Below are 21,734 nucleotides of genomic sequence, written 5' to 3'. Positions count from 1 at the left end.
AGAAGAGAAATTGAGTACGCTCAATTTCTCTTTTTCAAACGCATACCTTTCCATATATTAGTCCCAAAAGTCAGATTTCTCTCTAACTATTTGGAAGTAGCATAAAATCTTATTGGAAACTGTCCTTTTTCATAAAACGATAACCGACACCCCAAATCGTTTCAATAAATTGCGGATTTGAGGGGTCCTTTTCGATTTTTTCTCTTATCTTTCTAATATGAACGGTAACTGTGTTCACATCTCCCAATGAATCATATCCCCAGATTCGCTCCATTAAATGTTCTTTCGTAAAAGCGATATTTGGATTTTCAACTAAGAATTTTAGTAAATCGAATTCCTTGGCAGTAAACATTTTTTCTTCATCATTAACAAACACTCTTCTTGAATCACTTTGGATAAGGATACTACCAATTTGGAGGCTAATTGTAAAAGCTGAAAGGGAAAAAGGTTTTGTTGTCATTAAAGTAATCGACCATGGAAGAGGAATGTCAGAAGAAGAAGTGAAGTCTCTAGGTACCCCTTTTTATTCATTAAAGAGCAAAGGAACAGGTCTTGGATTGATGATTTGCTTTAATATTGTCGAAAAATACAATGGTAGAATTGAATTCAAAAGCTTAAAGGATCATGGAACAACTACTTTAGTTCGCTTTCCATACTGCAATCGAGCAAAGGCAAAGTACAAAAGGAACTTACAGAAGTAAGCTGCAAGGAATAAGATCTATCAGTCTATTTTATCTTCTTCTTTTTTTACGATCGATTTTAGCGAGCGAATCGTGGACAGACTTAACGATTAAAAGGAGGAACTTCTATATAATAGGTAGACTCACTAGATGCTGTGACGATGCAAAGAGGATAGGCGGTTACTATACTTTTTTAGAATATTTATTTATGATAAAGTATTAAGACTGTAGTTGTTTTAAAATAGGAGGTCAATAAAATGGAAAATAATGATATATTAATTCGTTTAAGATACGCGTTAGAAATAAAAAATAGTGAAATGGCAGAAATATTTAAGCTTGGAGGATTGGAGGTATCTGTACCAGAGGTGGTGAAAATACTTAAAAAGTCAGATGATGAAGCAGAGAATGACGATCAAATAAAATTAACGAATAGTATGTTAGATTCATTTCTTAATGGCTTTATTATTTATAAAAGAGGAAGGCAAGAGCCTAAACCGGGACAACCAAATAAACCAGAATCGTCGATAAAAAACAATTCGAATGTAAACAATATCCTTTTAAAGAAAGTTAAAATCGCACTGGCATTAACTACAGAGGATATGATAGACATATTTAAAAAAGCTGGATTAAATGTATCAAAAGGAGAGCTAGGAGCCTTCTTCAGAAAAGAAGGGCATAAAAATTATAAAGTGTGCTTAGATAATTTCGCCAGGAACTTCTTAAAAGGATTAGCGCTTAAATATAGAGGATAAGCAGTAAAGGACTAGTCAGGTGAAAATATGCTACATACTTATTTAGGAGAAACAATACGTTTTGATATAAAATATAAAAATCGTACTTCCATCGGGCTTTCCATAGATGGCTATGGAAATATAGTAGTTTTGGCACCAAAAAAGACGCCTGATGAATGTGTAATTCATGTGCTAGAGGGAAACTGGGATCAAATTCTCAACAAAATAAAAGAAATGAAGAAAAGAATGGAAGGTCCACAGGAAAAGGTATATGAAAATAATGAAAGTTTTCTGTATTTAGGTAATACTTATCCTATTAAAATCGTCCAAGATATAGCTGTTATACAAGAACGTGTGGAGTTCGAAAAAGAAATACTGCATGTTTATATAAAGCATCTTGATAAGAACAAAATAAAGCAATTATTGAAAAGGTATTATTATCAGAGGTGTAAGGCTTTAGTAGAAGAACGAGTCTTTCACTATCAAAATAATTTCAAAACAAAACCTCGCTCGATTCGAATTACTGACAGTAAAACTACATGGGGAACCTGTGATTCAAATTTCCAATTAACCTTTAACTGGAGGTTAGCAATGGCTCCTCTCGAGGTAATTGATTATGTTGTTGTTCATGAAATGTGTCATATGGTTCATCTTAATCATGACCGCTCCTTTTGGCGTCTTGTTGGAAAGCTAATGCCTGATTACAAAGAGAAAGAGAAGTGGTTAGCTTTGTCGAGCTGGAAAATGACTGTATAGGAGAGTTGGCAGTTATAAAATATTCTTAAGCTCGAGTATTAAATTTGGACCCCATATATTAAAAAAGTAGCGTCTAGTAGTCGTATGTCGACTATCTGGCGCTATTTTCATTTCACTCTTGGACAAGCCTAAAATGAAAGTCATATCATCGAATTAGAGGCAGCATATCCAGCTGGTATAGCCGAATTTGCCCTTTTGTCCGGTGTGGACGAATCTATGCAAATGGCCAAACAGGCATTGAAATTAGCGAAAGCCTAGTTCCTTAAAAATTGGTTGCTACCTTATGAACTAAATATACAATAACCATTTAAAAATAAAGTATTCCACTATGAAACTTTTTCTAACTATTAATCGTAAAAAAACATGTGGGAAAATCGTTTTGTTATTCGAAATAAGTAATACATGAAGCGGTGGAAGTTTTTCATCCCTGTTAATGCGGGAGAGGAGGGATCTTTTGAACTTTGTTGCATGGATGATAGTTGCAAGTGAAATAGGTTTTTGGATTGTGATTATTTTAGGATTAATAACTAGATATATTTTTAAGAAGGAAAAACTAGGTTTCTTCTTTCTAGCATTAACACCTGTAATTGATTTATTATTGTTGGTTACTACAAGTATCGATATGTATCGAGGAGCAACAGCAACTACTGCACATGCTATTGCTGCTGTATATATCGGCATTTCGATTGCCTTTGGAAGAGATATGATTAAATGGGCGGATGTAAGATTTCGTTATTACATCGCAAAGCAAGGATCAAAGCCGATTCAATTGTTTGGGATGGACTATGCAAGACAATATCTGAAAAGCTGGGGAAAACATGTGTTAGCTTATGCAATTGGAGCAGGGATATTATTCATTTTAATATTTTCCATAAATGATTCAGCTCGTACAGAAGCACTAGATGGTATATTAAAACTATGGACGCTAGTATTAGGGATCGACTTGATTATTGCGATAACGAATTTTATTTGGCCCAAAAAGAGAAAAGCATAGTTTTAAGTCCTTTGATGTTCAAAGTTAAATATGGAGGTCTAGGATATCAAAATATAACATTTCTCATTCAATAAACGAGGGGAAGATTTTTCTTTCCCTCGCTTATTAATCTTTGCCCACTAAACTTCATTATTCATTAATATTCATTGCAATTTCCTCTAATTCTTCTTTTACTTGACCAATAAGCGAAATGACAGCTCCTGTCGCTTGAATCCAACTGCCTAATGTACCAATATTCTGTTGGCCATCGTTATTTATTCCTTTTAATTGTTCCGTTCCACCAATCGCCTGCAAAGAATTCCCAATCCCTTGTAATAAACCGCCAATTATATTTTCGATTCTTCCATCTGCTGTGCTATCGAAAAATTCATCTGTAAGTCCAACAAAACTTCCTAGAGCTTGCAGCCAGCTACCTGTAATAATTAATTTTTGCTCGGCTGGGGTATTACTTGTTTTATAAAGCACTAATCCGGTTACAACAGTTGAATTTCCGATAGCTTGAATCTCATCTCCTAGTTTTTCTAATGAGATTGTTCCTTGTCCGTCAGCAGATAAGGCGCTGCCTGTTCCTTGTAATACATTACCAACTAAACGAAGTTGATAATTCGTTTCATTCGATAAATGGAAGGAAGGAGTATTTCCGATAGGATAGTACCGATCGTGCTAATAGCTGTTCCGAAAATTTCTTTAAAATGTCCACTCACTTTTCATCAACCACCCATCATTTTGCACGATATATCCTATTCAAAATTATTTTATTCGGGACAAAAAAAGAAGGGTAGAAGGGGAATATAGTGGCTTATTTATAAACAAAAATAAAAAATAACTTGGAAATTTTCCAAGTTATTTGAGAAATCCTTATTTACTGCCGAAACTGCCAGAAAACTGCTTCACAACCGCTTGAATTTCCTCTAATTTTTCTGGTTTTATTAGACTAATCATTTTAGGAAGAAATTGTTCAATATCACTTTGAGAAAAAGTACCTTCATTTTGTTTTCGGAAGTTTTCCATGAGTATCTCTTTCGCTTCTTCTTCTTTTCCCTCTTGCACTCTTTGCAAAATGAAAGATAAAAATTTTTCTTGTCCTTGCTTGTCCATTATTTGGCCTCCTAATGTATGTATCTCTGCTTATTATAATCCCAAAAGGGGTATTTACATATAATCTTTGTTATTTTTTATCTCACTCTTAATGGACAGTAAAATCTCCACCTCATGAAATCAATTTAGTTGATGTTACTCAACAGATAGCGAGTTACAGCAATACTGTTATAACTTTATATAAGAAGGATCTGTTTCGTAATAAAAATTTTTCTTAGACTTATCAAACACAACAAAAGTAATTAGATACATTAATTGAAAAATGTGTAGAATTAATTTCATTGTATAAAAAGTTGGCAAGGTTATTTTATCTAGAATCTATAAAAAAGGAAAAGACATATATAATTAGAATACAAGAAGTGTTAAATAATATATATGTTGTTGAAACCTTTTTCTGGAAAACGATGCTGCATGAAGTTGGTAACCAGGAAAATAAATTTAAAAGGTACTCTATAGTAAATAAGTGCAATTGGACAAATTGAGTAGGAGGGGGGACACAGCCTCCGGACAGGTCTTATCTTTCTCACTTATCCTCGATGGTGTCTACTTGTATTCAGGCTACTCAGTATTTTTTTAAAATTATTACCTTATTGAAAAACACCAATCTTTTAGCAAAGAGAAAAAGCTAAATACAAAAAAGTAAAAAATAGTAAGTTATACCAGTTTAAATAAAATAATTTAGTGAAAAAAAGATAGCAGGGGAATATCCCCCTGCTATCTTTTTTTGGAATGTATTTTTCTTCATTTTCCGCTTCTAGTAATTTATTTTTACAAAAAATAACACGAAAGATATTGATTTTAATGATATTTACAAAACCTTTACAAAGAGACAATAGAATATTTACACTTGGGATTTATCATACTAATTAGACAAGATACGACATAGACAAGTTGCTATTTTTTTTGGAGGTAAAACATGGTCATAATAAAAAAAATAAAAATGGTACTCATGTTTCTGTCTATACTCGCACTATTATCAGCATGTGCAAGTAATTCAGAATCGGAACAAATAAATGACAGTAAATCACCGATATCAATTTCAGGATCTACTTCTGTCGGACCACTTGCTGAGAAATTAGCAGCAAAATATCATGAACACGATAATATAAAAATTGAAATAAATCAAATTGGTTCTTCCGCAGGTATTGCAAATGCGATGAGTGGAGTTTCCGAACTCGGGATGTCTTCACGTGACTTAAAAGAAGAAGAACAAGGGAATTTAAAGGAAGTAGTCATTGCTTATGATGGAATTGTAGTAGTGACACATCCAAGCAATAAAGTGAAAGAGTTAACCTTAGAGCAGGTCAAACAAATATTCACTGGTGAAATAACGAATTGGAAACAACTTGGAGGAGATGACATGGAAATTGTTGTTGTCTCTCGTGAGGATGGATCTGGATCACGTGATGCTTTCCAAGAGATTGTAGGCTACGGATCCGGAGAATTAATTAGAAATGCAATTATAGCAAGTGGGAACGGAAATATTAAAACGACAGTTGCAAATAATAAACATGCAGTAGGATTCATTTCCTTTGAATACATCGATGATGCTATCTCGACAATCAATATTGATGGTGTTGAGGCTACTGCTGAAAATGTATTAGAGCAAAAATATAAGTTATCAAGACCGTTTCTGTTTGTATATAAAGATGGGAATTTAACGGCGAATGGCCAGAAATTCATCGATTTTATTCTAAGTGATGAGGGGCAAAAGATTGCCGCAGAAGCAGGAGCAATTCCTATTAAGTAAAACCAAAATCTTTAGAAGTAATCTTGGAGGAAAATAGAGTGTCTATTCAAACAACCGAAAAGCAAGCCTCAGAAATGGGCAAGGCAAATAAGAGGAAGTATATGTTTGAGAAGGTCTCAGCAAGAGTTTTCATGCTATGTGCCCTTCTTTCCGTAATAAGCTTAGTATTAATTATTGGATTCGTATTTTATAAAGGGACACATCCTTTTGTGGCTGAGGGGTATAGTTTTTTTGATTTTATCTTTGGAGTAGACTGGGTACCGAGCGAAGGGGAATTTGGGATTTGGCCGATGATTGTCGCATCCCTTTATGCAACCATTGGAGCACTAGTTATTGGCGTTCCAATTGGACTATTTACCGCAATCTTTTTGGCAGAAATAGCATCAAAAAGAATCGCAAAAATTGTTTCACCAGCGATTCAGCTTTTAGCAGGGATTCCATCTGTTTTATATGGTGTGTTTGGTCTAGCAATTATCGTTCCATTTTTGCAAAATACATTTGGTTTAGTAAAAGGTCAAAGTTTATTCGCAGTTATTCTAGTGTTAGCAATTATGATGTTACCAACAATTGTAACAGTAGCAGAGACAGCGATTCGCGCTGTACCAAGAACGTATAGAGAAGGATCACTTGCCCTAGGAGTATCGGAAATCGGAACTATTTTTAAAGTTGTTGTCCCTGCAGCAAAATCAGGTATTATGACAGCAATTGTATTAGGATTAGGGCGGGCAATCGGAGAAACAATGGCAGTTATTTTAGTTGCAGGTAACAGTTTAATCGTGCCTACAAGCTTAACAGATAGTGTTCGTCCGCTAACGACAAACATTGCCTTAGAAATGGGTTACGCTGCCGGAACACATCAAGAAATGCTATTTGCAACGGGTATTGTCTTATTCTCATTCATTTTAATATTGAATTTTGTTTTAGCGAAAATTAGTTCGAAGGGTGGCAAATAAGATGAGACAATGGAAAGATAACTTGTTACGTGGACTTCTTTGGTTTTCTGCTTTCTTATCAGTTGCCGTCCTTGTTATGATTGTTGGTTATATTTTTTATAAAGGATTTCGCTTAATTAACTTTGATTTTATTTTTGGAGATTATTCCCCAACGGGTGGCGGCGGAATTTGGCCAATGATTGTTACAACTATCTATACAATTGTAATTTCCTTAATCATTGCAACTCCAATTGGAATATTAGCGGCTGTTTATTTACAAGAGTATGCGAAACAAGGCCGACTAGTTAGAGTGATACGATTTGCAACAGAAAGCTTAACAGGTATTCCCTCGATTATTTACGGTTTATTTGGGGCAGTATTCTTTGTAACAACATTAAAATTGGGCATGTCTATTTTGGCAGCTTCTTTAACGTTAACGATTATCGTACTACCTGTTATTATTCGAACAACAGAGGAATCTTTAAAAACAGTTCCTCCAACCTATCGAGAGGGATCTTTAGCCCTCGGTACAACGAGACTACAAACATTATATAAAGTTATTTTACCTAGTGCGATGCCTGGGATATTATCAGGAATTATCCTTTCAATCGGAAGAATTGTTGGAGAGTCTGCTGCGATTTTCTTAACTGCAGGTACAGTTGCTGCAATGCCAGAGGGCTTGCTGTCATCTGCTCGAACATTAACTGTTCATTCCTTTTTAGTAACGCAAGAGTCTGGAGATATTGAACTAGCTGCTGCAGTCGGTATTGTCTTGATTGTAATAATTCTTGCTATAAACCTTATTGCAACATATATTTCAAAAAAATTAAACAAGGCAGACTACTAATTTATAAGGGGTATGTTTATGACTACAACAGTAAAGCAAAAAAGTCAAAAGAAAACAGGGAAAGCATTTTTACAGGTAGGTCAAGAAGGTACACCTGGAACATCAAAAATTAGTGTTACTGATTTAAATTTATTTTACGGAGAAAAACAAGCGTTGTTTGGAGTATCACTTGATATTGAAGAAAAAAAAGTAACGGCTTTAATTGGACCGTCTGGTTGCGGTAAATCAACCTTTCTAAGAACGCTAAACCGTATGAATGATTTAATTGATGGCGTAAAAATTGCAGGAGATATCGTCATTGATGGGGAAAATATATATGCATCAAATGATGTTATAAAGTTACGCACAAGAGTAGGAATGGTTTTTCAAAAGCCTAATTTATTCCCGATGAGTATTTTTGATAATGTTGCTTATGGACCTAGAATGCAAGGAATCAAAAATAAAAAGGAATTAAACAAAATTGTAGAAGAAAGCTTACGTGGCGCAGCTATTTGGGAGGAAGTAAAAGACCGTTTAAAAACATCTGCACTTGGTTTATCAGGTGGACAGCAGCAACGTGTTTGTATTGCTCGCGCTATTGCAATGAAACCAGATGTTATTTTAATGGATGAGCCCACTTCTGCATTAGATCCCATTTCTACTTTGAAAGTAGAAGAGCTTATTACAAAAATGAAAAAAGATTATACGATTGTTATTGTTACACATAACATGCAACAAGCAGCAAGAATCTCCGATAAGACAGCCTTTTTCTTAAACGGAGAAGTGGTTGAATACGATGAAACGAATAAGATTTTTTCTACACCAAGAGATCAGCGCACAGAAGATTATGTAACAGGTCGCTTTGGATAATAGGAGGAGCAAATGGTCATTCGTGAAAACTTTGAGAAGAAACTAGAAGAGTTAAAAGGAAAAATTTCAGAAATGGGTGAAATGTCGATAGCTTCTTTGGAAGAGGCTTTTGATGCATTAAAAACACAAGATGTAGAAATTGCTTTAAATGTAATAGAGGAAGATACAGACATTGACAATCTCGAATCGGAAATTAATCATTTTGCAATTTGGTTAATGGCAAAAGAGCAACCAGTTGCAAGAGATTTACGCGTAGTAATTGGTGTAATTAAAATCTCTTCAGAAATCGAACGAGTTGCAGATTTTGCTGTAAACATTGCAAAGGCAACGATTAAGATCGGAAAAACGCCTTCTCTTTTAGATATTACACAACTAGAAAGAATGAAGGAACTATCCATCGAAATGTTGAAAAAAGCAATAAAATCTTTCATAGAGGAAGATATCGTACTTGCAAAAGAAATAAGTAAGTTAGAAGATCAAGTGGATGATTATTATTTGGAAACATATAAGAAACTTACAGCATACTTAAGTGAGCATCCAGAAGAAACAAATCAACTTGTTCAATTATTATTTATCAATCGTTATTTGGAAAGAACAGCAGACCATATAACCAATATGGCGGAAAGCACAGGGTATTTGATTAAAGGGAAGATTTATGATTTTAATTCCTAATAGAAACTCTTTGATAAATCTTTAAATAAAGTAAGATATAGGATCATATCCGAGATTGTAAACAAGGTTCAAAGTATAAAGTATAAAGCTCAAAAGGTTTGTTGATTTATTGCTTTAGGACAGGATACTATGTGTGAAATAAATAACTGTATCGACATATTTATTGTTAGCAAGGCTGGGACAAAACAAAATATATAGTAGGTAAAGACGAACAATCTCTCATTTAGTAGCGAAACCAATAAGTTTCCTAATTCTTTTCAAAAGAAAATAAAATTAGTAGGAAAAACGGAGCAGACTGAATACACGTAGACTCCTATGGGAGCTGCGAGCAAGTCCAAGACCCCGCAGGAACTTAAGAAGCGAGGAGGATTGGCGCTCGCCCCATGGAAAGCGAAGTGTATTCAGTCTGCGGGTAATAACCACAAATTTTCTTTCTTGAAATTAATAAAAAACCCAAACAATTATAACGGAAGTTTTATCAACATCTACGTATAATTGTTTGGGCTTATCCTTGGCTGGAATACTTATGTCCGAGCCTTTAATTTCTGTATGCATATTATTTATCCAATTTTTGAATCATTCTTTGCTAAAGGAAATTGTCTTCACTTGATTCGATTGGATATTTACTTCTACTTGACTTTGTTTTACTGGAAGATCCTCTATGGTCTTCTCGTTTAGGTTTGTTAAATAAGCATGGCTAACTTTTGAGTTGAAGTTAACTATTGCTGTTTCGTCTGCTTCTGTTGGATTGTACATTCTTAATATGAAGCTGTTTTCTTTTTCTGCTTTTTTTAAAGTACTGAGGACCATGTTTGGTTTTACTTCTTTAAAGAGACTGAACTCTAATGGTACCTTTTTATCTGACTTATTAAGTTTCATAGCATCATATGGAATTTTATTATAGGTTGTAATTGGCGTTAAATATTCTTTTGCAATACGAGCAGCATTTGATAATACTGAATGAGTTGCAATAGCGAAATCTAAAGTTAGTACACCAAGCATTTGTGAATCCGGCGTCGGTAGTTTAATACCAGATGGGCGCCCCGGTCTGCGTAACATTTCCTCTTTCCCAAGAAATCCGATACTTCTAAACAGAGTAATAGCAATGGTGTTATATTGATCTCCAATTATTTCGTATTCTCTAGTGCTATTAGTAAGAACACTGACACTATAATCTCTATCCTTAAGGCTTACGAAACTTAGAAATGGAAAGATAGAATCTGGGCGCTCATCCCAATTTTCTTTTTTCCATAAATGCATCGCTGGATCAAAAACTTCCCGGTTAATCGTACCAAATTGATTATCGGCAAATGAAAAAGCTGATGCAATATTTGTTGGAATCAAAGCACGTAATCGATGATCTTTTGCATGGTTATTTATTTCAAACCTTAATTCTATTACTGGCTTAGTGTTAGAAATGGTTGCAGTAATATGAACATCGATTGTACTATTAAGAGCTTGGACTTTACGATTTTCTAAGTTTTCTGGAACAGCCATTGTGTACTGTATGTCAATGGAGGAACCATACTTGTTCTGTTTGATTTCTGTTATTGCTTTTACATCCTTACTATAGAGGAGCGTTTCATCTTTTAATGGAGAGAAATCATATTCATCCCCGTCATCTCCACCATTTTCTAAGAGTAAAACTTGATCAAAATGCTGATTTGATTTTTTATCAAAAATATTTAAGGTTCCATTTTCGTTTACCATAATTTCGTAGAATTCTGTATCCACTTTATATGTTGACAACAGAGTATCCTGAACAGTTTCTTGGCTTTCAACAACAAAAAATGTTTTATATCCCATTGCAGGTAGAGTGTCTTGAAATTGAATCATGTACTTAAAAAAGGGATCATAATTTCCATAATGAACAATTTGACGATCGATTAAGCCAGGATCAATAATTTCACTTCGGATAATTTCATAATCTAATTTCTTTCCATTTATATCCAAAAGTTTGAATGATTTTAATTTGGTGATCACACTTGTTGTTACTGTTTCTTTTCGCTCATATGGCAGTAAGTTAAAGGCAGTTAAGCGGTCATATTGCTTTTCCGTATCCATGGAATCCACGATTTTTCTTTTATAGAATTGAATAAGCTGGTCGACTCTTTCTTCAGCTAGAAAGAAGCGGTTGCTGATTTCCCGATGGACTTTGTCTGAACAGCAGCAGCCAATACTATCATGAGCATGATTCTTCATTATTTCTTTCCAAATGAGTTCAATTAAGCCGTGATGATATTCAAAGCCTAGGCTGTATGCAAGAGAAGCCAGTGGCTCGAGAATATTGGTAATTTTATTCTCAATTCTTGTGTTTGCTGCTTTTATATCCATACGTGTGGAATAAATACTTCGATGAACACGAGAGTACTTACCATCTAGGAATTCTCCTTGCAGGGTTGGAAAGTCTTTATGTTTTTCCAGTTCGGCAAAGACATTTTCATATTTGCTTAAGAAAAATTCGCGGTCAGGATATAACTGATGAAGTTTTTCTATAATGGTAAATATATTCTTCTGGATTGGCATTTGGTCATGACCGTTCGGCAGAATAATATGATTCGTATTTGCTCCTGCATCGAGTACCGTAAAATATTTATCCATTCGGTTCTGAAGTGTAGCATTATCTTCTGGTAAGTATTTTCCGATCGCGTATCCAAGTGGAAATAATTGAACAAGTACTTTTGATCCATCATTTGTTTTCCAGTAAAATTCGGTTTTATCTGTGCCATGACGTTCAGAAGTACCACGCCAAAAAATGGAATATTTAATATCGAATCCATTTAAAATCATCGGCATTTGTGCGGATTGACCAAATGAATCTGGAAGATAGCCAATTTGCATATGATCTCCGAATTTTTCACAATCTTTAATACCGTATAATAAATTTCGTACAATGGATTCTCCACCGACGACCATCTCGTCAGTCTGTGTATACCAAGGACCTATGATTAGTCGGCCCTCTTGTACTAATTTTTTGACTCGTTCTTCGTTTTCTGGTTTAACGGCGAAATAGTCTTCTAAAATAGAGGTCTGACCATCTAACACGTAGTAAGGATAGTCTGGATTAGTTTCTAGCATTTTCATGATTTCTTCCATATTATTAACAAGTAGTATTCTCGATTCCTCCGTTGTAAAATACCACTCTCTATCCCAGTGCATATGTGGTACAATATGAACATTTTTCATTCTTTTCTCTCCAGTCTTAAGTTGATATTTTTTAGGATGGTCAATGTAGGTTTTTCAAATGGTATTTGTTTAACTTTATATTTCGAGGCTGATTTTTGTGCTAACAGCCTATATTTTTTTCGCTAATTTATTTTTGCGGGTCATTATTAACAGAAGCATGGATATTGCAGCGCCAATAATAGCTGCTCCTAGCCAAATACTTGCAGCGGTTAATAAAGATGGTCCTTGTACTAATGCAAGTGAAAAAATCCCAGCTCCAGGTACACTAAGTCCGATGTCAAAATATGCGACAATAGCGCCTGTAACAGCTGAACCCGCGATAAGGGAAGGAATGACACGAAGCGGGTCATTAATCATGAACGGAATCGCACCTTCTGTAATACCAGCTAATCCAAGTAACCATGTTTGTTTTCCTACTTCTTGTTCTTGTTTTGTAAAATATTTTTTTCCAAATATTGTGGCACCTGTTACGGAAAAGGCAGAGACCATTTTAACTGATGCAAATGCTGCATATGGAACAATATTTCCACTTGCCATTGCACCAATACAGAATGTATAAGCAGCTTTGTTAATTGGACCACCAAGATCAAAGGATACCATTGCGCCAATTATCGCTCCTAAAATAATGGCATTTGTTCCGGTCATTCCATCAAGCCAGTTGATCAATCCTTCGTTAAGGAATCTCAACGGTTCACCGATGACGAATAACATGATCGAGCCGACTACTAAGGTACCTATTACTGGATAGAACCAAAAGCTAACAAAACCAGCAAATGTACCGGTTGGCTTTACTTTTTTCTTCAAAAATTTTAAGAAAAAGCCTGCCAATAATCCACCCAGCATGCCACCTAGGAATCCGCTTCCAATTAAATTGGCGGCAACACCTGCTGCAAAGCCAGGCCCTAATGCTGGTTTATCTGCGATGGAGTAAGCCATATATGCTGCTAAAATTGGCACCATTAATTGACCTAAAAGACCTCCGCCGAGCTGTCTTAACAGCCATAACCAGGAGCCTTCTTCATTGTATAAATCCTGAAGACCAAAAGCTTGAGAAAGGAAAACAGCTACAGCTAGTGTCATTCCTCCAGCAACGATAACCGGAATAATATAAGAAATTCCTGTTAATAAGGAGTCTTTAACTTCAGTTTTAAATGACTTTCCTTCTACTTCATCATCAAGACTATCATCAGCTTCTACATATTCTGATTTTGGTGAACCCTCTGCTTTTTGTAACGCTTGTTGTAAAATATCTTTAGCATTCCGAAGAGGTGCAGCTACTGAGGTTTTCACTTTTGGTAAATGTTTAAAACGCTCTTCTTCTTTCACTGCTACATCTACTGCGTATATAATGGCATCGGCCTTTTTTATCAGTGACTTTGTATGGCGGTCTTCCACTCCGTTAGCACCTTGCTTTTCAACAAAAACTTCCACGCCCATTTCCATTCCTGCTTTTATAAGAGCTTCAGCAGCCATGTAGGTATGAGCAATACCTGCAGGACAAGCGGTAATCGCAAGGATAGTTTTATCGAGGACTGGAATGTTACTTGTATTAGAAATTTGCTTATTTAGCAATACATCATCAAGACGGTCATATAGCTCTTCGTTTGTAAATGATTGCAATAAATGTTTTTTGTAATCTTCATTGGACAGCCTAGTGATTAACTCGGATAATAAACTAAGGTGGGTAGAACCTCCTTCTTCTTTTGGAATAGCTAATAAGAATACTAGCTCTACTTCATTATCAGGATCCACACTTTCCCATGTAGAAATTGGTTTGCTTAGTGTAGCCACAGCAAAAGCCGCTTCCTTAACAGTTGAGGATTTCCCATGAGGAATAGCTAATCCTCCTTCAAATCCAGTAGGAGAGAGAGCTTCTCTTTCCATTACATCTTTTAAAAATTCAGCCTCAGAGTGGATTTTTCCCTCTTCTGCTAGTTGATGAATTAAGTACTTTATAATTTCCTCTTTGGTATTAAATGATTTTTTAATATGAAGTAAATTGGGTGAGGTTAAAGTTTTTAATAGCATCATTGGAACCCCTTTCATTTATGAATGAATGACTATAGGGCTATCTTAGCAAAAAAAATAGTAAGAGAATGAAATTCTCTTACTATTTTACAAAGATAAGATAGGAACTATTTTTGTTGTGTATTTATACACAAATACTAAAAAGAATAGGCTAGTTAGAATAGGTGATGATGAGTGTAGAAGGCTATTTCAAAAGTTATTTTTCCTGCTCAACTTCCCAATAATATTCAGCAATTGCTCGGAGAACAAGCATAGCAGGTGTTTTATCCGTTGTGTTAAAACCATTAAGGTTGTTTGCAGGAGAATAGCAATATAAATTAACATCAGCCATTTTCTGTAGCGTATTTTCCTGGAAATGGGTAAGAGATATCAATTTTGCTTTTTTTTGCTTTGCTAATTGGGCCATCTCTAAGATCTGTAGTGTTTCACCGGATAAACTAATAACAAAAAGAATATCAGTATGTTCTAAGCTTTTTACTTCATAAAGTAAATCATGCCGATGCAAATAATATTCGGAATGCTTCCCAATAACCTTTAAGTTTTTGACCATCATCTCGCATAAAGGTGCTGCATCTCCAACAGCAAGAAACATAATCCTATTTGCTTTTTTTATCATCTTTGCAACAATAGATAATTTATCCGGGTCAATAAGGCTAAAGGTCTTCTGTATATTATAAGAAAGACTGTTTTCGGTTAGTTGTTTTTCTATCCGAAGTTCTTCTTTCAAGCTCATTTTCATTTGTGAAAAACCTTCATAGCCTAGCTTTTTTGATAATCGTGTAATAGTATTAGGTACAGTAAATAGTTGAACAGCAATTTGCTGGATGGCCATATTAGCAGCTTTATTCTTATTTTTTATGATGAAATCAACAATTTGGTCATCTGTATCATTCAACTTGTATTCGAACTCGCGAACTCTCTCCTCAAATCCCAGCATGAAGAAACACTCACTTTCGATTGATATTCTTAAGAATTTTTATTGTAAAAAAATAGGAAGATAAATAGATTGCTTAAAAAGTCACTCTATCTTAATAATACACACTGTATAGTAGATTAACCACGGTTTCCTATTAAAATGAAAAATTCGCTGCCTTCGCTCTTATTATGAAAATAGGAAGATACATGGTATAGCTATTAATATTTAGGACATCCTTAATGAAGGCGTATTTTTTGTAGAGAAATTTGGAAAAACTAAATAGTAATTATGTAATAAAAAGTGTTTAAAATTAAAAAGACATGTAGTAAAATAAGATCGTACGTTCGGTATCGTGCATATTTAAAAGAAGAAGAGGTGTATTTATGATTTTAGGAGTTCATGCATATTTACGAATGAATGGGAATTGCAAAGAAGCTGTCAAATTTTATGAAAATGCATTAGACGCAGAAAACCTTGGAGTACAAACATATGGTGATATGCCAGATAACCCAGAATTCCCGCTTTCTGAGGAAATGAAAAATCTTGTTTTGCATGCAAATTTAAGAATTGGTAATACTTTTCTAATGTTATCCGATAATTTTCCTGGACAACCTTATCAAGTTGGTTCCCAAGTGGACGTAGCAGTTCTTTTAAATGATCCAGAAAAATCAAAAGAAGTATTTGAGAAACTAATAGATGGCGGCGAAGTAGTCATGCCTCTTCAAGAAACTCCTTGGAGTCCATCCTATGGACAAGTTAAAGATAAGTTTGGAATTACATGGCAGATTTCTACAGTGGTAGAAGGACAATAAATATATCGGAATAAAACCTAAAAATTGGAAATGTATAAAAGAATAGGATAATAGACCTCTATCTCTTAATCGTTTGGAGTTCTTATTCTACTAAAGTCACCATTTCAGAAGAAGAAATGGTGACTTTAATATTGACAAAAGCATAAAAATAAATAGAAAATATTGTTAACAATTATCTTGTTTCATCGTCTTATGAGAAAGAAACGAATAGTAGAAAGAATCCTTAAAATCAATTCATCCTAATCAAACTAAGTCTGCATCTTCCGTTTTTTACTTACTATATTTTGGTAGCGGTTTCATCATTATTAACTTAGGAGTTATCATAACGTATTGAATATCCTTTCTTTATTTTTTTGTTAAGAGCTAGGCAAACAACAAGTAGGTTAGGGGAAGAAAGTATGAAAAACAAAGGCTGTATTTTGTTAATTATTCTGCTTATATTCGTTAGTGCTTGTGAAAATAGACAAACAACTAGTATCCGTATATCTAAAAATAAACCTCATGAGCAAGCAATCTATAAAGAGCCATTACCTAATCAAGAAAAGGAAAAGATTATTTCCTTTGTAACCAAGTCCCTTGATAATCCAGTTTTTATAGAAGCAAAGGAAGAAGCAGAACGAGTAAGTTCTCAGTTAGGGGTGAAAATGGAATGGTTAGCTCCGATGGTAGTGGATAGTCAGGAGCAAGAAAAAATAGTGGAAAGTTTAATTGAAAGAAAGGTAGATGGCATTGTTATCAGTGTATTGGATACAAAGAAAATGACGCCACTCATCAATAAGGCTGTATCAAAAGGGATAAAAGTGGCGACTTTTGATTCAGATGCACCGGCAAGCAATCGGGCGTTTTATGTCGGGACTGATAATTATGAACTAGGAAAAGAAAGTGGAGAATCATTGGTGAAAATAGTAAAAGAAAAAAACTTGCATCATCGTCACCTAAAAGTATTGATTATGACTGGGGTCAAGGAAAGTGTCAATATGCAAGAGAGAATCGAAGGATTTAAAAAAGCAACGGAAGAATTAGATTTAGAGATTGTTGATATGGTAGAATCCTTTGATGACATTAATAGAGCTTCTGAGCTATTAGAGAATTATGTAAAAGAAAATCCTCATTTTGATTTGTTTTTTAGTGCAGGAGCATGGCCGTTATTTTCTCCGCCTGAAGGGATGATCTCGTATAAAAGGTGGAAAGAAAATGGTGGGATAGCGGTGATTGTCGATACATTTTATCCGATAGTATATGCTGCCAATAAAGGATTAGCAGATGCGTTGGTCGGACAAGACTTTCATGAGATGGGACGTCTTAGTGTTGAAAATATGTATAAATTAATTAATGGAGATGAAGTAAAAGAGACCATGATATATACGGGATTGGAATTTGGCAGTCCGCATAACTATGAAGAGCTGCTAAAAAGAAAAAAGCCGTGGGAGATAAAATAAATGAAGAAATGGCTGAAATGGATCGATCTTTATAGTATCCGAACAAAAATGATTGTCTGCTTTTTAGCACTTAGCCTTATCCCATTATTAATTCTTGGTTATCTTTCTTATCAATATTACATAAATGATCTCCAAAATAGTGTCAATGTTTATACAAACGAAGTAATTGAACGCGTGGATAAAAATATCGAAACATACATTTTGGATATCGAGAATATTCTAGAAATCTATGATGACTATTACACGATTCAGTATTTAAGGTTAAATGAGGCAGGAGATATAGATGGGATACAGAAATATACTGTTCGCTTATGGGAAACGATTCAATTAATTAAGAATATGAAATCTGATTTAGTGGATATAAGAATCATTTCCCATACAGGAGAGACAATAAGCGCTCAAGGTGTATATTGGAATGATAGGAATGACCCTTTTTTTGCGAATATACGAAACATAGATGAAGAAGAATTTGTGGTGAAATCCCCTTATATAGATATGTTTAATCGCAATGTTTTTTCTATTGGAAAGAAAATTCTCTCTCCGAGTTTAAGTGAACCAGCTTATTTAATTATTGATATTGATGTTAGTCTATTAAATCGAATTGTAAACGATATCAAGCTAGGAGAAAAGGGTTATGTCTATTTTACAGATAGAGCAGGAGAGGTAAAGTTTTTTCCAGTAGATACAAGTCATCCTAAATTTATAAAGGAACTAATGAACAATGATAGATTACTAAATGCAGAGAAAGGATCATTTGAAGAAAAGGTAGAGGGAAATCATTATCTTGTTAACTTTAAGCGATCTGAGATTACGGGTTGGAATATTATTGGGGTTACTTATGCAGATGAGCTTAATGCAGATATAAATAAAATACGGCAGTTAACCCTTGTAATTGCTGTGGGTAGTCTGCTTGTCGTTGTATTAATAAGTGTTTATTTAACGAATATCTTAACAAATCCAATTCGTGATTTGCGCAGAACAATTAAAAGGTTTGCAGATGATAATTTAGCCATTCGAGCACAAGTAAAAACGAATGATGAAATTGGGCAATTAGCAAGCAGTTTCAATGATTTAATGAATCGAATTCAATGGCTTGTTCAGAAAACGATGGATGATCAAGTGAAAATCCGCAAAATAGAGATGAAAGCACTGCAAGAGTTAATAAAACCACATTTTGTTTATAATACATTAGATTCGATTATTGGATTATTAGAGCAAGAACGAATTGAAGAAGCATTAGATTTAATAGAAGCGCTTGGCATGTTTTTTCGAACATCATTAAGCCATGGAAAGGATATTATTCTTATTGATGCAGAAGTGGAACATATTCGGAATTATTTTACCATCCAGAAATTTCGCTTTTTTAATAGATTTGATACAAAAGTAGAAGTAGACGAAGAGATTTTAAACTATGAAACGATCAAGCTTATTTTGCAGCCATTGGTGGAGAATGCGATTTATCACGGAGTACGGTTAATGAAAAAGAAAGGGTTAATTGAAATTAGAGGAAAAGAAAAGGAGGGAGTGGTGGTTCTGGAAGTTATTGATAATGGGGTGGGGATGTCAGCTGAAAAGGTGAATCACATTAATAATGTGTTAACAGGAGTAGAAAAAACAGAGGATGAAAATGAATATTTTGGCATTCGAAATGTAAATGAACGAATAAAGTTAACCTATGGAATAGAGTACGGGATTTATTTTAAAAGTAAACCGAATGAGGGAACATCTGTAACAATCATTTTACCTATTGTAAAAATATGAGGAGGAATCTTATGTTTAATTTATTGGTTGTAGAAGATGAAGATATGATTCGTCACAAAATAATCAATAATACGAATTGGTTAAGTCATGGTTTCCAACAAGTATTTGAAGCGGAAAATGGTTCGGAAGCAGTTGGAATATTAGCCAAAAACCGAATTGATATTCTGATTACCGATATAAAAATGCCAGTAATGGATGGCATCCAATTAACGAAACATGTGAAAGAGTTTTATCCAGAAATAAAAGTAATCATTATTTCAGGTCATGCAGACTTTGACTTTGCAAGAAAGTCGATCACGTTAAAGGTTTGTGATTATATGCTAAAACCTTTTCAATCTAAAAAGCTATTAAAACTTGTACTAAATGTAAAGAGTGATTTGATTCGGGATAAAGGAGAACAAGAAAATGTAGAAAAGATGAAAAAACAATTGAAAGAAAATAAGAATTCTTTAAGAGAAAAACTAATCCAAAATCTACTGACCAACTGTTTTGTAGGAAATCTAGAAAATGACTTGAAATATATGGGAATGGAACATCTTAAGAATACTTCCTTTTTCGTAGCTGTCCTAAATATTGAACAGCTCCAAACAACTAAAAGCGAAATAGAGGAAAATGAAAAGTATTTATTTAATATATCCATCTATAAACGACTTGCTTATTTGTTGGAAAAAGAATGGGGGCTGTCTCTCGAACATATTCGGATTGAAAAGGGGTATATTCTAAATTATAAGATTGATCAAATTGTGTTGATTGTATTCGAAGATATCGAGAGTATTAGACATCAACTAGAAGAGATTATCCTTACAGAAGATCAAGAAAAAGGATTCTCTTTAACAATTGGCATAGGAGATAGATATAATCAATTATTAGATTTACATTTATCCTATGAAGAAGCTTGTTCTGCATCTGCATTAAGCAGGATTCACGGTTCTGGAGCTGTTTATTTTTTTCATAATATTAGCAGCGATCATACTTATTACAGCAAGCAATTACAAAAAATAGTAGATCATAAAATTTATCAGGATTTAAAATCAGGAGACTTTGAAGAAGTAAAAAAAGATGTAGCGGAACTGCTTGCAGAACTAAAGAATGCAAATATTCCATATGATGCAGTTGCAACAGCCATTAACAATATCGTATTCATGTCCTGTAAGACAATAAATGAACAAGGGTATGACGTGAACGAGATATTTGAAGAAATGGGCCTCCCCATCTATTTTAACCAAGATAATAATTTTACCTATAAGGAAATAGAGGCACGCTTATATGCTTTTTATTCCACCATTAGTTCTTTCATCGAATCGAAACGTGGGAATCGAATAGAAAGGCTTATTGTGGAAATGAAAGCGTACATAAATGAAAACTATGCCGAAAATATTTCGTTAACTAGCCTATCTCGTGAATTTAATATAAGTACTAGTTATTTAAGTATATTATTTCGAGAAATCACATCCCAACATTTCAGTGACTATTTAACAAATATACGTATCCAGAAGGGCAAAGAGTTGTTAAAGAATACAGATTTACGCATTAAAGAAATCGCCGCACAGATAGGATATAGAGATGCTTATTACTTTAGCTCTGTATTTAAAAAAGTAACAGGAGTTAATCCTACTCAGTATCGGGATGAGTAAACTTGATGGTCGGATTAAAAGTAAAAAACAAAAATCTATTCAAACACTTTGCAGAAAACATTCATTTAGGATGATAGTTCAGACTGTCGACAAAAAGATTTTTAAAAATTCAAATGGAATTTTCATGCGTTGCTTGGAGTGGAAGGGGTGAGACTCCTGTGGGCTCAGCGCGAGCCCATGGAGCGGAAAGCAACATCTCAATTCAAAGGGATCAATAAATATACTATATACGAACTTTTATTTCTAAAATTCAGGAGTTTGTCTACAGTCTGAAACATTCATTTATGATGAATGTTTTTTTTATCCACTCATAACGGCAGTAAGCCCCCGCTGATGGAAGTTTTCTTTATCCCACTCTTAGCGGGCAGTAAAACCCCCATCTCAAGCTGCGGAAAACGAAGAAGCTAGGTGAGGATAACTGCCCGTAAAGGTCCGATAAGTGCAACTAACCATCAGTGGGGATGAGGAAAAACCCACTGATGGAAGTTTTCTTTATAAGAAAATAGGAAATTCGAAAAATATTAAAGGATTATAAAATATATTCCATTTCCAATAGGTAGGAAAAAATATATCCTTTGTATGAAAGCGTTTTACAAACGGTTTAGAGGAGGGAATAGACGAAGTTATTTCTACTCAACTATGCGTTTTA

Annotated in this window: 18 protein-coding genes and 2 pseudogenes; 14 read left to right on the top strand and 6 right to left on the bottom strand. The window is 34.3% G+C overall.

Annotated features, from left to right (window positions below; genetic code table 11):
• Nucleotides 1-109: 109 nt before the first annotated feature.
• Nucleotides 110-391 (bottom strand): annotated as a pseudogene (locus NST60_RS07040) (winged helix-turn-helix domain-containing protein); the annotation flags it as partial.
• A gap of 94 nt (nucleotides 392-485) precedes the next feature.
• On the opposite strand from NST60_RS07040, the gene NST60_RS07035 reads away from it, so the two are divergent.
• The 5 genes and pseudogenes from NST60_RS07035 (at nucleotide 486) to NST60_RS07015 (ending at nucleotide 3,161) form a co-directional block, all read left to right on the top strand.
• Nucleotides 486-701 (top strand): ATP-binding protein, encoded by a 216-nt coding sequence (locus tag NST60_RS07035; protein ID WP_341098478.1) that lies wholly within the window; start codon nucleotides 486-488, stop codon nucleotides 699-701.
• 236 nt (nucleotides 702-937) lie between these two features.
• Complete coding sequence (locus NST60_RS07030; RefSeq protein ID WP_101729642.1) at nucleotides 938-1,432, top strand: YehS family protein; 495 nt, start codon at nucleotides 938-940, stop codon at nucleotides 1,430-1,432.
• A 27-nt stretch (nucleotides 1,433-1,459) separates the two neighbouring features.
• Nucleotides 1,460-2,167: a M48 family metallopeptidase gene (locus NST60_RS07025; protein WP_016202671.1), complete on the top strand. Its 708-nt coding sequence runs from the start codon at nucleotides 1,460-1,462 to the stop codon at nucleotides 2,165-2,167.
• A 135-nt stretch (nucleotides 2,168-2,302) separates the two neighbouring features.
• A pseudogene (locus NST60_RS07020) lies at nucleotides 2,303-2,425 on the top strand (macrolide 2'-phosphotransferase); the annotation flags it as partial.
• Between the two features lie 196 nt (nucleotides 2,426-2,621).
• Entirely contained in the window at nucleotides 2,622-3,161 is a 540-nt protein-coding gene (locus NST60_RS07015) for a hypothetical protein (protein ID WP_016202673.1), read from the top strand.
• Nucleotides 3,162-3,290: 129 nt separating this feature from the next.
• Here NST60_RS07015 and NST60_RS07010 read toward each other — a convergent pair whose 3' ends face one another.
• Together NST60_RS07010 and NST60_RS07005 are read right to left on the bottom strand one after the other, a co-directional pair.
• Nucleotides 3,291-3,806 carry a DUF6944 family repetitive protein gene (locus NST60_RS07010; RefSeq protein WP_445304406.1) on the bottom strand — a complete coding sequence of 172 codons (516 nt, stop codon included), beginning with the start codon at nucleotides 3,804-3,806 and terminating at the stop codon, nucleotides 3,291-3,293.
• Between the two features lie 213 nt (nucleotides 3,807-4,019).
• Complete coding sequence (locus tag NST60_RS07005; RefSeq protein ID WP_224427670.1) at nucleotides 4,020-4,259, bottom strand: hypothetical protein; 240 nt, start codon at nucleotides 4,257-4,259, stop codon at nucleotides 4,020-4,022.
• Nucleotides 4,260-5,175: 916 nt separating this feature from the next.
• Between NST60_RS07005 and NST60_RS07000 the strand changes: the two genes are divergently transcribed.
• Genes NST60_RS07000 through phoU form a run of 5 tightly spaced genes read left to right on the top strand, consistent with a single transcriptional unit; the run spans nucleotide 5,176 to nucleotide 9,309 of the window.
• Nucleotides 5,176-6,009 (top strand): phosphate ABC transporter substrate-binding protein, encoded by an 834-nt coding sequence (locus NST60_RS07000; protein ID WP_341098474.1) that lies wholly within the window; start codon nucleotides 5,176-5,178, stop codon nucleotides 6,007-6,009.
• A 38-nt stretch (nucleotides 6,010-6,047) separates the two neighbouring features.
• On the top strand, nucleotides 6,048-6,962 hold the full coding sequence (pstC, locus tag NST60_RS06995; protein ID WP_016202679.1) for a phosphate ABC transporter permease subunit PstC: 915 nt from the start codon (nucleotides 6,048-6,050) through the stop codon (nucleotides 6,960-6,962).
• A 1-nt stretch (nucleotide 6,963) separates the two neighbouring features.
• Nucleotides 6,964-7,788: a phosphate ABC transporter permease PstA gene (gene pstA, locus NST60_RS06990; protein WP_016202680.1), complete on the top strand. Its 825-nt coding sequence runs from the start codon at nucleotides 6,964-6,966 to the stop codon at nucleotides 7,786-7,788.
• Nucleotides 7,789-7,806: 18 nt separating this feature from the next.
• Nucleotides 7,807-8,637: a phosphate ABC transporter ATP-binding protein PstB gene (gene pstB / locus NST60_RS06985; RefSeq protein ID WP_016202681.1), complete on the top strand. Its 831-nt coding sequence runs from the start codon at nucleotides 7,807-7,809 to the stop codon at nucleotides 8,635-8,637.
• 12 nt (nucleotides 8,638-8,649) lie between these two features.
• On the top strand, nucleotides 8,650-9,309 hold the full coding sequence (phoU, locus tag NST60_RS06980; RefSeq protein WP_016202682.1) for a phosphate signaling complex protein PhoU: 660 nt from the start codon (nucleotides 8,650-8,652) through the stop codon (nucleotides 9,307-9,309).
• Between the two features lie 576 nt (nucleotides 9,310-9,885).
• On the opposite strand, the gene mngB is transcribed toward phoU, so the two are convergent.
• From mngB to NST60_RS06965, 3 genes are all read right to left on the bottom strand, one after another.
• Nucleotides 9,886-12,495 carry a mannosylglycerate hydrolase gene (gene mngB / locus NST60_RS06975; RefSeq protein WP_341098472.1) on the bottom strand — a complete coding sequence of 870 codons (2,610 nt, stop codon included), beginning with the start codon at nucleotides 12,493-12,495 and terminating at the stop codon, nucleotides 9,886-9,888.
• 108 nt (nucleotides 12,496-12,603) lie between these two features.
• Nucleotides 12,604-14,526, bottom strand: coding sequence for a PTS 2-O-a-mannosyl-D-glycerate transporter subunit IIABC (mngA, locus tag NST60_RS06970; protein WP_341098471.1), 1,923 nt, complete (start codon nucleotides 14,524-14,526; stop codon nucleotides 12,604-12,606).
• Between the two features lie 193 nt (nucleotides 14,527-14,719).
• Entirely contained in the window at nucleotides 14,720-15,460 is a 741-nt protein-coding gene (locus tag NST60_RS06965) for a MurR/RpiR family transcriptional regulator (RefSeq protein ID WP_341098470.1), read from the bottom strand.
• Between the two features lie 362 nt (nucleotides 15,461-15,822).
• Here NST60_RS06965 and NST60_RS06960 point away from each other — a divergent pair, with 362 nt between their 5' ends.
• From NST60_RS06960 to NST60_RS06945, 4 genes are all read left to right on the top strand, one after another.
• A complete protein-coding gene (locus tag NST60_RS06960) occupies nucleotides 15,823-16,251 on the top strand; it encodes a VOC family protein (protein ID WP_328020573.1) in 429 nt (142 codons plus the stop codon).
• Between the two features lie 398 nt (nucleotides 16,252-16,649).
• Nucleotides 16,650-17,690: a substrate-binding domain-containing protein gene (locus NST60_RS06955; RefSeq protein ID WP_212119680.1), complete on the top strand. Its 1,041-nt coding sequence runs from the start codon at nucleotides 16,650-16,652 to the stop codon at nucleotides 17,688-17,690.
• Entirely contained in the window at nucleotides 17,691-19,451 is a 1,761-nt protein-coding gene (locus NST60_RS06950) for a sensor histidine kinase (protein WP_341098466.1), read from the top strand. It abuts the gene before it with no gap.
• 11 nt (nucleotides 19,452-19,462) lie between these two features.
• On the top strand, nucleotides 19,463-21,085 hold the full coding sequence (locus tag NST60_RS06945; protein ID WP_341098465.1) for a response regulator: 1,623 nt from the start codon (nucleotides 19,463-19,465) through the stop codon (nucleotides 21,083-21,085).
• The last annotated feature ends 649 nt before the right edge of the window (nucleotides 21,086-21,734 follow it).

Origin of the sequence: Niallia sp. FSL W8-1348, from assembly GCF_038006745.1 — a bacterium.
Taxonomy (GTDB): domain Bacteria; phylum Bacillota; class Bacilli; order Bacillales; family Cytobacillaceae; genus Niallia; species Niallia alba.
This window is presented reverse-complemented; position numbering and strand designations above follow the sequence as displayed.

What these genes read in the sequence shown, in the direction of transcription:
- NST60_RS07035 (WP_341098478.1), top strand. Translation starts at nt 486, where the DNA reads ATGTCAGAAGAAGAAGTGAAGTCTCTAGGTACCCCTTTTTATTCATTA.
- NST60_RS07030 (WP_101729642.1), top strand. Translation starts at nt 938, where the DNA reads ATGGAAAATAATGATATATTAATTCGTTTAAGATACGCGTTAGAAATA.
- NST60_RS07025 (WP_016202671.1), top strand. Translation starts at nt 1,460, where the DNA reads ATGCTACATACTTATTTAGGAGAAACAATACGTTTTGATATAAAATAT.
- NST60_RS07005 (WP_224427670.1), bottom strand. Translation starts at nt 4,259, where the DNA reads ATGGACAAGCAAGGACAAGAAAAATTTTTATCTTTCATTTTGCAAAGA.
- NST60_RS07000 (WP_341098474.1), top strand. Translation starts at nt 5,176, where the DNA reads ATGGTCATAATAAAAAAAATAAAAATGGTACTCATGTTTCTGTCTATA.
- pstA (WP_016202680.1), top strand. Translation starts at nt 6,964, where the DNA reads ATGAGACAATGGAAAGATAACTTGTTACGTGGACTTCTTTGGTTTTCT.
- pstB (WP_016202681.1), top strand. Translation starts at nt 7,807, where the DNA reads ATGACTACAACAGTAAAGCAAAAAAGTCAAAAGAAAACAGGGAAAGCA.
- phoU (WP_016202682.1), top strand. Translation starts at nt 8,650, where the DNA reads ATGGTCATTCGTGAAAACTTTGAGAAGAAACTAGAAGAGTTAAAAGGA.
- mngB (WP_341098472.1), bottom strand. Translation starts at nt 12,495, where the DNA reads ATGAAAAATGTTCATATTGTACCACATATGCACTGGGATAGAGAGTGG.
- mngA (WP_341098471.1), bottom strand. Translation starts at nt 14,526, where the DNA reads ATGATGCTATTAAAAACTTTAACCTCACCCAATTTACTTCATATTAAA.
- NST60_RS06965 (WP_341098470.1), bottom strand. Translation starts at nt 15,460, where the DNA reads ATGCTGGGATTTGAGGAGAGAGTTCGCGAGTTCGAATACAAGTTGAAT.
- NST60_RS06960 (WP_328020573.1), top strand. Translation starts at nt 15,823, where the DNA reads ATGATTTTAGGAGTTCATGCATATTTACGAATGAATGGGAATTGCAAA.
- NST60_RS06955 (WP_212119680.1), top strand. Translation starts at nt 16,650, where the DNA reads ATGAAAAACAAAGGCTGTATTTTGTTAATTATTCTGCTTATATTCGTT.
- NST60_RS06950 (WP_341098466.1), top strand. Translation starts at nt 17,691, where the DNA reads ATGAAGAAATGGCTGAAATGGATCGATCTTTATAGTATCCGAACAAAA.
- NST60_RS06945 (WP_341098465.1), top strand. Translation starts at nt 19,463, where the DNA reads ATGTTTAATTTATTGGTTGTAGAAGATGAAGATATGATTCGTCACAAA.